Genomic DNA, 13410 nt, shown 5'->3' with positions numbered 1-13410 from the left:
GGGGGCTTCGGCCCCCTTATGCTGTCCGCCTGTCAGGAGACCCCATGCTCGGCCCCCAAGCCTCACGCCTCAGGATTCTTGTCGTCGATGACGAAGAAGCCAATCTGCTTTTTCTCGACAAGGCCCTAAGCCGCAAGGGCCACCAGGTCATCCTTGCCCACAATGGAGAGGAAGCGCTATCCCTGTTTGAGCGCATGCAGCCCGACCTGGTGCTGATGGACGTGATGATGCCCGGTTGGGACGGATTCGAAACCACCCGCCGCATCCGTGCCGGCGGCGGTTCGGGCAGCCGCTGGATTCCCCTGATCTTTCTCTCCGCCGTGGGGCGCACGCCGGACATGGTCAAGGGCATGGCATCCGGTGGTGACGACTACTTGGTCAAGCCGGTGGACCTGGCCCTGCTGGAATCCAAAATCGCCGCCATGCAGCGCATCGCCCTGCTCCAGCGCGACCTGGAGACCAAGAACAGTGCATTGGCCCAGGCCCATGCCAGTAGCGAACACCAAAAACAGACCTCGGTGAAGATCTTCAGCCGTTTGATGCGGCTGGAGAACATGCCCCTGCGCCATATCCAATTTCGCGTACTGCCCTGCGATGCCTTCAGCGGCGACTTGGTCGGTGCCGCCGAAGGCCCCGATGGCAGCATCTACCTGTTGTTGGCCGACGCAGCCGGCCATGGCCTGGACGCCGCCGCCACAGTGCTGCCCCTGATCAGCCATTTCTATACCTTGAGCGAACGGGGCCACCCCCTCGCTCACATCGCCCGGGAAATGAACCAGCGTCTCCATGAATTGCTGCCCACCCAGCATTTCGTCGCCGCCCAATTGCTCAGGGCCGATCCGGCCCGGGGCCTGCTGGAAGTGCTCAATGCCGGCATGCCGTCCGCCTACCTGCTCAATGCCGACGGCAGCCTGCGCCGTGAATTCCGCTCCAATTACCTGCCCTTCGGCCTGCAACTGCTCGAACAGGAGGAATACCAGCCGGAAATGAATTTCGTCTGCCCCGGCCAGCAAGTCCTGCTCTGCTCCGACGGACTGACCGAATCCGGCACCGAGAACAACAATCCCTTCGGCATCGACGGCGTGCTTGCCGCGGTCAACTCCGCCCATGCGGCGGAAAGCCGCATGGGCGCGGTACTGGCGGCCTACGAACGCCACCGGGCCGGGCGCGAGGCGGAGGACGACGTTTCCATCGCGGTGCTGACCATTCCCGAATGGCCGGCTGCGCAATTGGTGGGCTACGCCCCGGCACTCAGCAGCCCGCCTGAACAGGCAGAACCCGGCGCCTTCAGCTTGCGGCTCGGCCCCGACCACGTGCGCAACCCCAATCTAGTGGCTAACCTGGTGCAAATGCTGAGTAACTCCCGGCTCATCCCGCCCAGCCTGATTCGACCGATTTTCTTCAGCATGAAGGAACTCCTGGCCAACGCCGTCGACTATGGTCTGCTCAAGCTCGACAGCCGCGCCCCCGCTTGTAGCAGTGAGGAAAGTTGGCAAACCTGGCGCACTGAGAGGCGTCAACGCTTGGCCGACTTGGACCAAGGCTACGTCGTCATTGATGTGGAGACCCTGGCTGCCAGCCAAGCCATCACTCACGCCCGCTGGCGACTCACCGTCGGCGACAGCGGTGACGGCTTCAACACTCAACGGGTGCAGACCATCCAAGGCGGCCTGGCCCGTATCCAGCGACTGACGGGCAGTCAGCCCGTATTCAACGAACAGGGGAACGTCGTTGCCGTCGAATTCCCCTGACACCACCACCGTCATCCCGACGGCGGACCTCGGTGCCGAGGCCTCCTATTTGCGCTTGGCCCTGGATAGCCACGCCATTGTCAGCATCGCCAACGTCGATGGGACGATCATCTACGTCAATGACAAGTTCTGCGAGGTTTCAGGCTACCGCCGTGACGAACTGATCGGTGCCGACCATCGCATCCTGCGCTCTGGCCAACATTCCCGCGAATTTTTCCACGACCTATGGCAGACCATCCGTGCCAACCGCATCTGGCAAGGCACCATCTGCAATCGCAGCAAGACCGGTCGGCTCTACTGGGTGGCATCCACGATCGTGCCCTTCCTGGACAGCGCCGGCAACATTTACCAGTACATCTCGGTGCGTACCGACATTACCCGCCAGATGCGCACCGAGCAGTTGCTTGCGGCCATGTCCCGCGCCCAGTCCGAGATTCTTTTTGAAAGCAAGCCGTCCCGGGTCTTTTCCGACCTGCTGGATCAAGTGCTGCAACTGACCGACAGCCCCTTCGGCCTGATCGGCGAGGCCTTCCCCAACGCCGACCAGGCGATCGCGCTCAATCTTTTCGCGGTCAGCTCCCTGACCCAGGGCCCCTGCGGCGAGCCGGTCTACCACCACCACATGCCGGAGAACATGGACGACTGCGGCACCCATCCGCTCTTCCGTAGCGTGATTACCTCGGGCAGCACGGTCATCATGAACGAGCGGGACGCCGCCGATGATCGTCTCCCGGGCAAGCATCCGCCCTTGCAGCATCTGCTCGGCCTGCCTTTCACCCGCAACAACGGCACCCTGGGCTTGCTTGCCCTGGCCAACCGACCTGGCGGCTATGACGAATCCCTGGCTGACCTGCTGTCTCCGATGACCGTGGCCTGCGCCAACATGATTGAAAGCATCCGCCTTGAGCGCAAGCGTCTCAGCGCCCTCGAAGCCCTCAAGATCGCCAAGGAAGAAGCGGAAAAGGCCAATAGCGCCAAAACGGAATTCCTGTCGCGCATGAGCCATGAATTGCGCACCCCCCTCAATGCCATCATCGGCTTCAGCCAGTTGATGGAGACCGACCCGGTCGATATCCCGCCGCCGTCCCACCGGGAGAATATCGAGCAAATCCTCAAGGCCGCCTGGCATCTGCTGGAACTGATCGACGAAGTGCTCGATTTGGCCCGGGTCGAATCCGGTCGTCTTGAACTGCAACTGGTGCCCCTGGACATCGGCCCCGTCATCGACGAATCCCTACTCCTGGTGACCCCCATTGCCCAACAACGGAACATCCTCATTAGCTGGGTCAGCCCACCGACACCCCTGTGGGTGCGGGCGGACAGGATCCGGCTCAAGCAGGTGCTCATCAACCTGCTGTCCAATGCCATCAAGTACAACCGCAGTGGCGGCACCGTCGCCGTGGTGTCCCTCGACAACCCCACCCACGCCGGCGTTTCCATCAGTGACACGGGCTGCGGCATGGATCAGGAGGCCTTGCTGCGCCTCTACGAACCTTTCATGCGCTTCGGCGACACCAGCCAAGCCCCTGGCGTCGGCATCGGCCTGAACATTTCCCGCCGTTTCGTCGACTTGATGGGCGGCCACCTGGAAGTGAACAGCACGCCGGGAGAAGGCAGTACGTTCACGCTCTGGCTGCCCCGGCACGCTCCTGAGTAAGCGGCGCCTCCCTTTCCGTCAGTCCATCTTTCCCGGCCAACGCCGCTGACCGGGCCTTCCATTCCAATCCGTTCCCCCACCAAAATCATTTCACGATAAGAATTCCATTTTGCATTGCAAAATGGAATTCTTATCCCATTGTTAATGAACAAAAAAATTAATTCTTATGTCTTATATAAGACATAAGAATTGTCTCTATACTTTCATCACCCGCTGCCACCATGGAAGTGGCCCCGGAATAAGAAGTTTCCTTCCCCTCGTCAGCCTTTCAACAAGGAGTTCACCATGAGCACACGCCAACAACAGATCGAAGCCCTGAAGAAGGATTGGGCAGAAAACCCCCGCTGGAAGGGTGTCAAGCGCGGCTATAGCGCCGAGGACGTGGTGCGCCTGCGCGGTTCCCAACAAATCGAATACACCCTGGCCAAGCGCGGCGCCGAAGGCCTGTGGGCCAAGGTCAACGGTGGTGCCAAGAAGGGCTACGTGAACGCCTTCGGCGCCATCACCGCCGGTCAGGCCATGCAGCAAGCCAAGGCCGGCCTGGAAGCCGTGTATCTGTCCGGCTGGCAGGTTGCCGCCGACGGCAACACCTCCGAAACCATGTATCCCGACCAGTCCCTGTACGCCTACGACTCCGTCCCCACCATGGTTCGCCGCATCAACAACACCTTCAAGCGTGCCGACGAAATCCAATGGTCCCGTGGTATCGAGCCCGGCTCCAAGGAGTTCATCGACTACTTCCTGCCCATCGTGGCCGACGCTGAAGCCGGTTTCGGCGGCGTGCTCAACGCCTTCGAACTGATGAAGAACATGATCGCCGCCGGCGCCGCCGGTGTGCACTTCGAAGACCAGCTGGCTGCCGTGAAGAAGTGCGGCCACATGGGCGGCAAGGTGCTCGTGCCCACCCAGGAAGCCATCGAAAAGCTGATCTCCGCCCGCTTCGCCGCCGACGTGATGGGCGTGCCCACCCTGATCCTGGCCCGGACCGATGCCGAAGCCGCCAACCTGCTGACTTCCGACCACGACAGCCGCGACAAGCCCTTCTGCATCGGCGAGCGCACCCAGGAAGGCTTCTACCGCGTCAAGAACGGCCTGGAACAAGCCATCTCCCGCGGCGTCTCCTACGCGCCCTACGCCGACCTGGTGTGGTGTGAAACCGGCACCCCCGACCTGGGCTTCGCCCGCGAATTCGCCCAGGCCGTGCATGCCGCCTGCCCCGGCAAGCTGCTGTCCTACAACTGCTCGCCTTCCTTCAACTGGAAGAAGAACCTGGACGACAAGACCATCGCCAAGTTCCAGGACGAGCTGTCTGCCCTGGGTTACAAGTACCAATTCATCACCCTGGCCGGCATCCACATCAACTGGTACAACACCTTCAAGTTCGCCCACGCTTACGCCCGCGGCGAAGGCATGAAGCACTACACCGAAATGGTGCAGGAGCCCGAATTCGCCGCCCGCGAACAAGGCTACACCTTCGTCTCCCACCAACAGGAAGTGGGGGCTGGCTACTTCGACGACGTGACCACCGTGATCCAGGGCGGCTCTTCCTCCGTGAAGGCCCTGACCGGTTCCACCGAAGAAGAACAGTTCCACTAATCAGCGTTGAGCGGCAGCCCATGCGGCTGTCGCCCTTTACGCCGCAGCGGTCCGCCGCTGCGGCGTTTTTATTGGTAACCCGCCAACCGCACCGTGGCGGGTCCGGTACCCAATTCAGCCGGGGCACAGCTTGAGGCGCCCACGTGCGTGCTATTTAAGGCACAAACCAATCCCAGCCGCCGCTTGCCAGGGGAAGTTAGCCAACAAGGCGTGGGGGCCGGCACCGATACCGGCCACAAGCCGTGGAAAAGGGCGCCATTCCCTGCCATTCAAGGCCGATTCGGCGAAGTTGCCCCGATATAATGGCGGCCACAAAAACACCCCGAATATCCATGCGTAATATCACCCTCTCCCGCTTCCTGATCGAGGCCCAACGGGACCAACAGCTTATTTGCGCCGACCTGCGCTTGCTGGTCGAAGTGGTGGCCAAGGCTTGCACCGCCATCGCCGTTGCCGTCAACAAGGGGGCCTTGGCCGACGTGCTGGGCTCGGCGGGCTCCGACAACGTGCAGGGCGAGGTGCAGAAAAAGCTGGACGTTCTTGCCAACGACGTTTTGCTGGAGGCCAACGAATGGGGCGGCCATCTCGCCGCCATGGCCTCTGAGGAAATGGAACATCCCCACCCCATTCCCCACCGTTATCCCAAGGGCGAATACCTGCTGCTGTTCGATCCCCTCGACGGTTCCTCGAATATCGACGTCAATGTCTCCATCGGCACCATCTTTTCCGTATTGCGCTGTCCCGCCGGCGTCGAACCCGATGAAAAAGCCTTCCTCCAGGCAGGACGAAAACAGGTGTGCGCCGGCTACGCCGTCTATGGCCCCGCCACCCTGCTGGTGCTCACCCTGGGCCAGGGCGTCCATGCATTCACCCTGGATCGGGAAAGCGGCACCTTCCACCTGACCCAGGAGAATCTGCGCATTCCCGAAGACACGCAGGAATACGCCATCAATGCCTCCAACGCGCGATACTGGGAGGCGCCGGTACAGCGCTACATCGCCGAGCTTCAAGCCGGCAAGGAAGGCCCCCGGGGCAAGGATTTCAACATGCGCTGGGTGGGCTCCATGGTGGCGGACGTGCACCGCATCCTGAGTCGCGGCGGCGTGTTCCTCTACCCCAAGGACAGCAAGGATGCTGGCAAGGCGGGCAAGCTGCGCCTGCTGTACGAGGCCAACCCCATGGCACTGCTGGTGGAGCAGGCGGGCGGCGCGGCGACGGATGGCCGCCGGACCATTCTGGACATCGCCCCCGGCAACCTTCACCAGCGTGTGGCGGTGGTGCTGGGATCGCGTAACGAGGTGGAACGCGTCACCGCGTACCACCAAGGCTGAGGATCGAAGCGAAGATGGACTTGAGCAACAAGACCGGGCTGCTGATCGACGACATGCCGGAAATGCGCTCCAGCGTGCGCATCCAACTGGCCGATGGCGGCCTGGAGAAGTGCGACCAGGCGCGCAACATCAAGGAGGCCGTGGACAAGCTCAGTCTCAAGCAATACGACCTGGTGGTCTGCGACTACAACCTGGGCCAGGGGGCCGACGGCCAGCAACTGCTCGAGCTGTTGCGTCGCCGCCATCTGCTGCCGCTGACTTCCGCCTTCCTCATGATCACCGGCGAAACCGGCTATGAACAGGTCGCCACCGCGGCCGAGTACTCGCCCGACGATTACCTGCTCAAGCCCTTCACCTCCGAACTGCTGCGCAGCCGCCTGTCCCGCATCCTGGAAAAAAAGGAAGCCCTGACGCCCCTGTACCGGCACCTGGGGGAAAAGGGCGACCCATTGCAGGCCCTCGCCGCCTGCGACGAATTGCTGGCGGGGAATAGCCGCTACAGCTTCGACATCCTGCGACAAAAGGGGGAGCTGCTGGTTGCCCTGGGTCGTCGCGACGAGGCCCTGGCCCTGTACGAAAGCGTCTTGGCCCAACGGTCCACCCCTTGGGCCGAGGTGGGCAAGGCCCGCATGCTGGCAGCCGACGGCAACGAAGAAGCGGCCAAGGAACACCTGGCGCGGGCCCTGGAGGCCTATCCCAACTACCTGGCGGCCTACGACTCCCTGGCGGAACTGCTGGAAAAAACCGAGCCCGCCGCCGCCCAGGAAATCGTAGAAAAGTCATTGGCGGTCGCCCCCACCACCCAACGCCATCGCCGGCTGGGCGCGCTGGCCCTGGAAAACAAAGACTTCACCCGGGCCGAAACCGCTTTCAAGCAAGTGGTGGAAAAGGATCGCACGGGCTTTTTCAAAAGCCATGACGACTACGCCGGCCTGGCGAAGAGCTATTCGGAACAAGGCAAGAACCAGGAAGCCCTGGCCGCCGTGAAGGACATGGGGCAGCACTTCACCCGCAGTCCCGAGCTGGAGGCCCGCCAGGCCGCCCTGGAAAGCCAGGTGCACATCAAGGCCGGCAACAAGGAAGCAGCCAAGGCGGCCCTGAAAAAAGCCATGGATTCCCAGCAGGGCAACGCCCTGGATGCCAAGACGCAACTGGAGATCGCCCACGCCTGTTTCGCCGCGGGCGAAGAAGAGAATGCCAAGAACATCATCCGCAACATCGCCGAGGACCACCAGGAAAACGAGCAGGTGCTGCAAGCGGCGCGCAAGGTGTTCGTCGAGGCGGGTCTCGAGGAAGAAGGCAGCGAGTTGCTGGACGACACCCGTCGTCGCATGGTCAAGCTCAACAACGAAGCGGTCACCCTGGCCAAGGCCGGCGAGCTGGAGCGGGCCATGGCCATGCTCAACGAGGCCGCCGACCGCCTGCGCAACAATTCCCAGGTCGCCATCAACGCGGCCCTGGCCCTGCTCATGCACATTCATCGCAACGGCATGAACACGGAAGTCCTGGAACGGGCCAGCCGTTACATTCGCCAAGCCCGTCACGCCAACCCCGACCATCCGCGCCTGCCGGAAGTGGAAGGCCTCTACCGCAAGCTCGCCCCGCCGGACAGCCCGGCGCCCTGAAGAAGGAAGCGCCCCATGGACGACCTCATCGCCGCCACCCTGCACGACGCCAAGAATGGCTTGAACGCCCTGATGGCCTGGCTGGACCAGGCCCGCAGCTCGGTCTCGGCGCCGGCCCTGGAACAGGCCCAACGCCAGGTGGAGCGCATCAATGCCCAGTTGGTGGAACTCCTGGCCCTATACCGGGAAGATCGCGGCATCCTGCGGCTGGCCATCGCCGATCACGACCTGCTGGACTTCCTCGATGACATGAAAAGCGAGTGGCTGTCGCCGCCGGACACGACGGTGACGATCCAATGGCCGGACAGCAGCCCCGTGCCGGTCTGGGCCTTCGACGCCTATCAGGTCAAGCTGGTGTTGTTCGATGCCCTGCGCAACGCCCTGCGCCACGCCAAACAAACCATCGCGCTACGCATCGAAAAAGATGCCGAGGGCGGCTTGCGTTTCGTCGTCGCGGACGATGGTCCGGGCTTCGCCGAAAACAACCTGGTCAAGGCCATGGATGCGGCAGGCAGCGGTCTCGGCCTCTCCTTCGCCCGCATCATCGCCGAGCATCACCGGACGCCGAGCGGCAAGACGGGCCGCATCGAAATGCAAAACGCCCCGCAGGGCGGGGCGTTGTTCTCCTTGCTACTGCCTTAGTCTGCCTTCGTTCGCGGCCGGCAAGCCCGATCGCCAGGGCGGTCTAGGCCGTCGGTACCGTCTCGGCAAAGGACGGGCGCTGCATCAGTTTTTCATGCAGCCGGGCGAGGTTGGGAAATTCGCCGCGCCAATCGATCTCGGCAAAGCGCAAATCCAGATAACCCAGGGCACAGCCGGTGGCGATGTCGGCCAAGCCGAAATGGGTGCCGGTGCTCCAGGGATTCTCCCCCAGTTCGGCGGCAATCCGCGCCAGGCTGCGCTGCACCACCGCCCGGTTACGCTCGATCCAGGCGGCGCTCTGCTCTTTCTTGCTGCGCATGGTTTCCAAACGGATCGCCACTGCGGCGTCCATCAGGCCGTCGGCCAAGGCTTCCTTCTGCTTGACTTCGATGCGCTCGCGGCTGGGCTGGGGCAGCAGCTTGTTGTTGGGTGCGGCGTTATCCAGGTATTCGACAATGACAGGGGAATCAAACAGGGCGGTATTGTCGTCAAGCACCAGGACCGGCACGCGGGCCAGGGGGTTGTAGCTGATCACCGGTCCTTCGGGATCGGCGGCGACCACGACCTGAAAATCGCAGTCGATCTTTTTTTCCGCCAGGACAACGCGGACCTTGCGGGTATAGGGGCTGGTCAGGGAACCAAGAAGCTTCATATTGTTGTGCTGTGGAGAATGCTGGGGTGCAACCCCGCCCCGCATGCGGGACCACTGGTTGCAGTGCAGTATAACACCCGCCCCCTGCCACCATCGGCGGCCCCGCCAGGGCTGGGACCGCGCGTGCCCATGTTAAAATTCGGCCCGTTTTTCAGCGACTTCCCACGGTTCCCCGCCATGTCCTTTGCCCTTACCGCTTTGTCTCCCCTCGACGGCCGATATGCCGACAAGGTGGAGTCCCTCCGCGCCCACTTTTCCGAATTCGGCCTGATCCGCAACCGGGTCAAGGTGGAAATCGAATGGCTCAAGGCCCTTGCCGCCGCTCCCGAGCTGGCCGAGATCCAGCCCTTCTCCGCCACCACCGTGGCCGAGCTGGATGGCGTGATCGCCGCCTTCTCCGTGGAAGACGCCGCCGCCATCAAGACCATCGAACAGCGCACCAACCATGACGTGAAGGCGATGGAGTACTGGCTCAAGGAACGCCTGGCCAACAACACCGAAGTGATGCGGGTCACCGAGTTCATTCACTTCGGCTGCACCTCCGAAGACATCAACAACGTGTCCCACGCCCTGATGCTGCGGGACGGTCGCGAAGCTTCCCTGTTGCCGGGCCTGACCAAGATCATCGCCAAGTTCCGCGAACTGGCCCACGGCCTGGCTGACCTGCCCCTGCTCTGCCGCACCCACGGCCAGCCCGCCAGCCCGTCCACCCTGGGCAAGGAAATGGCCAACATCGCCGCCCGCCTGATCCGGGCCGAGAAGCAGATCGCCGCCGTGTCCCTGACCGCCAAGTTCAACGGCGCCGTGGGCAACTACAACGCCCACCTGTCGGCCTACCCCGACTTCGACTGGGAAGCCTTCAACCAGAAGTTCATCGAATCCCTGGGCCTGGAGTTCAATCCCTACACCATCCAGATCGAACCCCACGACGCCATGGCCGAGCTCTACGACGCCATGGCCCGGGCCAACACCATCCTGATCGACGCCAACCGGGACATCTGGCAATACATCTCCCTCGGCTACTTCAAGCAGAAGCTCAAGGCCGGCGAAATCGGTTCCTCCACCATGCCCCACAAGGTCAATCCCATCGACTTCGAAAACTCCGAAGGCAATCTGGGTCTGGCCAACGCCACTCTGCGGCATCTGGCCGAGAAGCTGCCCATCTCCCGCCTCCAGCGCGACCTGACCGACTCCACCGTACTGCGCAACATGGGCGTGGCCTTCGGCTACACCGTGCTGGCTTTCGAATCCTGCCTGCGCGGCCTCAACAAGCTGGAAGCCAATCCCGCCCAACTGGCCGCCGACCTGGACGCCTGCTGGGAAGTGCTGGCCGAACCGGTGCAGACCGTGATGCGGCGCTATGGTGTCGAAAATCCCTACGAACAGTTGAAGGAACTCACCCGGGGCAAGGGCATCGACAAGGAGGGCCTGCACGCCTTCATCAAGACCCTGACCATCCCCGAGGCCGAGAAGCAACGCCTGCTGGCGATGACCCCCGGCAACTACATCGGCAAGGCCGCGGCCCTGGCCAAGCGTATTTGACGACGCCCTTCACGATTGACGGAACAGCATCATGGCCTTTGCAGACAACCTCAAGCAGCTCCCCAAGACCTCCCACATCCTCGCTATCCAGTTGCTGGACGGCGAGGGTAACGAAGCCGCGCTGATCGAGAACAAGCCCGGCCAGGCCGGCTCCCTCACGGTGTACAACCATCTGAGCCAGATCTACGGCGCCATCACGGCCGAGGCCGCCCGCAAGGGGCTTGAACTTTATGCCGAGCACACAGTCGATGCCCAGGCCCATCCTGGCAAGCATCCCAATATCGATCGCTTGATCGCCATCGCCGGTGGCGGCCCCACCCTGCGCGTCAAGCACGTGTTCGCCACGGGTAACGAATAGTCCTACCGTCGTTCCATCAACCCAGCTAGGGAGATTCTCATGAAACTGAAACATGCCATCGTCGTCGCCGTCGGTTTTGCCATCGCAGCCCCCGCCGCCTTCGCCCAAATGAAGACCGAGGATGCCATCAAGGTCCGCCAAGCGGGCTATCGCTTCATGGCCTGGAACATGGGTCGCATCGATGCCTCGGTGAAGGGCGAGTTCAAGAAGGACGAAGTGATCAAGGCCGCCAACGTGATCGCCGCCATCGCCAACTCCGGCATGGGCGCCCTCTACCCCGCCGGCTCCGACAAGGGTGTCGGCTTCCACGAGACCGCCGTGAAGCCCGAATTCTTCGAGGCCGCCAACGGCAAGAAGCTGGGCGAAATCGCCGGCAACTTCAACAAGGAAGCCAACGAGTTGGCCAAGGTCGCCGCCACGGGCGACAAGGAAGCCGTCAAGGCTCAATACGGCAAGCTGGGACAGACCTGCAAGGCCTGTCACGACGACTTCCGCAAGAAGGACTGAGTCCTCCCGGACCACAAAAAAAGCCACCCGCGGGTGGCTTTTTTTGTGGTGCGCGCCGACTTACCAAGCCGGGGTCGCCACCACCGCTGGCGGCGGCAACAGGGCGCCGGAGGCGACATACACCGCGGCACCGGCAATCACCACCGCAATCACAAACGCCACCAGCCCGCCCCCCTTGGCAGCCTCGCCCTCGGCCTCCTTCCAGCCGGTGATCATGGGCCGGACCAGGTTGTCCTTCTTGGCGTGGGCGTAGAACATGATGGCTGCCACGTGGGCCACCACCAGGGCGATCAGCACCGGCTCCATGGACTCATGCAATTCCGTCAGGCCGTGGCTCAGGCTTTCGCTGACCAAGGCCGCCAGCGGGCCGTAAAAGCTGCTGTCGTCATTGGAAAACAGGCCGCTGGCCACCTGGATGCCCACCACCGTGAGGATGGCCAGTACGGACAGGGCCCCCAGCGGATTGTGGCCAAGGCCATGCCATTCCCCCTTGAGGTAGGCCTTGATGGATTGGGGGCCGCGGACGAAGGTACGGAAGCGGGCGTAGGTAGAGCCGATGAAGCCCCAGACGATGCGGAATACCAGCAAGCCGAGGATGGCCAGGCCGATGCGGCCATGCCACTCCATGATGTCGAGGCTCTCGGTGACGAAGGCGCCGGCAATCAGGGCCACCAGCAGCCAGTGGAATAAACGGGTGGGAAGATCCCAAATCTTGATGCGGGCCATGACGGATTCCTTTCCAAAAAAACACGGGCTCGATAAATCGAGCCCGTATTAAACAATGCCAAGCTTAGGGCCGGGTTAAACGACGGCTTCCTGTTTTTCCACCTTGGCCTTGATGAATTGCTCGCGGGACACCCCCAGCCACATAACCAGGGGGCTGGCCACCAGGACGGAAGAATAGATGCCGAAGCAGATGCCGATGGTCAGGGCCAGGGCGAAATAGTGCAGGGCCTCGCCGCCGAAGATCAGCATGGAGGTCACCATCAACTGGGTGCAGCCGTGGGTGATGATGGTGCGGGAGATGGTGCTGGTGATGGCGTGGTTGAGCACGTCGGGCGTGGACAGGCCGCGCTTCTTGCGGAAGGTTTCCCGCACCCGGTCGAACACCACCACGGATTCGTTCACCGAGTAGCCCAGCACGGCCAGTACCGCCGCCAATACCGGCAGGGAAAATTCCCACTGGAACAGGGCGAAGAAGCCGAGGATGATCACCACGTCGTGCAGGTTGGCGATGATGGCGGAAACAGCAAAGCGCCACTCGAAGCGGATGGCCAGGTACACGACGATGCCGATGATCACCAACAACAGGGCCAGGGCGCCGTCGGAGGCCAGTTCCTTGCCTACCTGGGGACCGACGAACTCCACCCGCTTCAGGCTCGGCGTGTTGTCGACATCGGCACTGTTGAGGGAGGCCATGACCCGCTCACCCACCTTGGAGGACTCGGCGTCCTTGGACAGGGGCACGCGGATCAGCACGTCGCGGGAAGTGCCGAAGTTCTGCACCTGGGTGTCGGTGAAGCCGTCGCTGGCCAACTTGCCGCGGATCTTGTCCAGATCGGGCGCCTGAACGTAGCTCACTTCCATCAGGGTGCCGCCGGTGAATTCGATGGAGAAGTGCAGGCCCTTGACCACCAGGAAGACCACGGCCAGCACGAAGGTGATCAACGAGATGACGTTGAACACCAGGGCATGGCGCATGAAGGGGATGTCTTTTTTGATGCGGAAGAATTCCATGATTGCGTTCCC

12 protein-coding genes are annotated in these 13410 nt (G+C 62.5%); 9 read left to right on the top strand and 3 right to left on the bottom strand.

The features are described 5' to 3' along the window. The first annotated feature begins 44 nt into the window (after positions 1-44). The 6 genes from ACYQ2U_RS02830 (at position 45) to ACYQ2U_RS02805 (ending at position 8602) form a co-directional block, all read left to right on the top strand. Positions 45-1751, top strand: a complete 1707-nt coding sequence (locus ACYQ2U_RS02830; RefSeq protein ID WP_459948814.1) for a PP2C family protein-serine/threonine phosphatase — start codon at positions 45-47, stop codon at positions 1749-1751. Further along, the gene (locus ACYQ2U_RS02825) at positions 1732-3408 is read left to right on the top strand and encodes a PAS domain-containing sensor histidine kinase (protein WP_459948813.1); all 1677 of its coding nucleotides are present in this window, start codon (positions 1732-1734) and stop codon (positions 3406-3408) included. The genes ACYQ2U_RS02830 and ACYQ2U_RS02825 overlap by 20 nt, the downstream gene beginning before the upstream one ends. Positions 3409-3693: 285 nt before the next feature. Beyond that, positions 3694-5004 (top strand): isocitrate lyase, encoded by a 1311-nt coding sequence (gene aceA / locus ACYQ2U_RS02820; protein WP_459948812.1) that lies wholly within the window; start codon positions 3694-3696, stop codon positions 5002-5004. 332 nt (positions 5005-5336) lie between these two features. Beyond that, positions 5337-6335 carry a class 1 fructose-bisphosphatase gene (locus ACYQ2U_RS02815; RefSeq protein ID WP_459948811.1) on the top strand — a complete coding sequence of 333 codons (999 nt, stop codon included), beginning with the start codon at positions 5337-5339 and terminating at the stop codon, positions 6333-6335. Positions 6336-6349: 14 nt separating this feature from the next. After that, positions 6350-7960 (top strand): response regulator, encoded by a 1611-nt coding sequence (locus ACYQ2U_RS02810; protein WP_459948810.1) that lies wholly within the window; start codon positions 6350-6352, stop codon positions 7958-7960. A 15-nt stretch (positions 7961-7975) separates the two neighbouring features. Next, positions 7976-8602: a sensor histidine kinase gene (locus ACYQ2U_RS02805; protein ID WP_459948809.1), complete on the top strand. Its 627-nt coding sequence runs from the start codon at positions 7976-7978 to the stop codon at positions 8600-8602. A gap of 43 nt (positions 8603-8645) precedes the next feature. Here ACYQ2U_RS02805 and ACYQ2U_RS02800 read toward each other — a convergent pair whose 3' ends face one another. After that, a complete protein-coding gene (locus ACYQ2U_RS02800) occupies positions 8646-9254 on the bottom strand; it encodes a glutathione S-transferase N-terminal domain-containing protein (protein WP_459948808.1) in 609 nt (202 codons plus the stop codon). 177 nt (positions 9255-9431) lie between these two features. Here ACYQ2U_RS02800 and purB point away from each other — a divergent pair, with 177 nt between their 5' ends. The 3 genes from purB to ACYQ2U_RS02785 are packed head-to-tail and all read left to right on the top strand — an operon-like array spanning position 9432 to position 11661. After that, positions 9432-10796, top strand: a complete 1365-nt coding sequence (gene purB, locus ACYQ2U_RS02795; RefSeq protein WP_459948807.1) for an adenylosuccinate lyase — start codon at positions 9432-9434, stop codon at positions 10794-10796. Positions 10797-10827: 31 nt separating this feature from the next. Next, positions 10828-11154 carry a DUF2322 family protein gene (locus ACYQ2U_RS02790; RefSeq protein ID WP_459948806.1) on the top strand — a complete coding sequence of 109 codons (327 nt, stop codon included), beginning with the start codon at positions 10828-10830 and terminating at the stop codon, positions 11152-11154. Positions 11155-11193: 39 nt separating this feature from the next. Next, a complete protein-coding gene (locus ACYQ2U_RS02785; RefSeq protein ID WP_459948805.1) occupies positions 11194-11661 on the top strand; it encodes a c-type cytochrome in 468 nt (155 codons plus the stop codon). A 60-nt stretch (positions 11662-11721) separates the two neighbouring features. Here the strand turns inward: ACYQ2U_RS02785 and ACYQ2U_RS02780 are convergent, their stop codons facing one another. Together ACYQ2U_RS02780 and secF are read right to left on the bottom strand one after the other, a co-directional pair. After that, positions 11722-12387: a cytochrome b/b6 domain-containing protein gene (locus ACYQ2U_RS02780; protein ID WP_459948804.1), complete on the bottom strand. Its 666-nt coding sequence runs from the start codon at positions 12385-12387 to the stop codon at positions 11722-11724. A 75-nt stretch (positions 12388-12462) separates the two neighbouring features. Next, positions 12463-13398, bottom strand: a complete 936-nt coding sequence (secF, locus tag ACYQ2U_RS02775) for a protein translocase subunit SecF (protein ID WP_459948803.1) — start codon at positions 13396-13398, stop codon at positions 12463-12465. Positions 13399-13410: the final 12 nt, after the last annotated feature.

The organism is Denitratisoma sp. agr-D3 (genome assembly GCF_054658675.1).
This window is presented reverse-complemented; position numbering and strand designations above follow the sequence as displayed.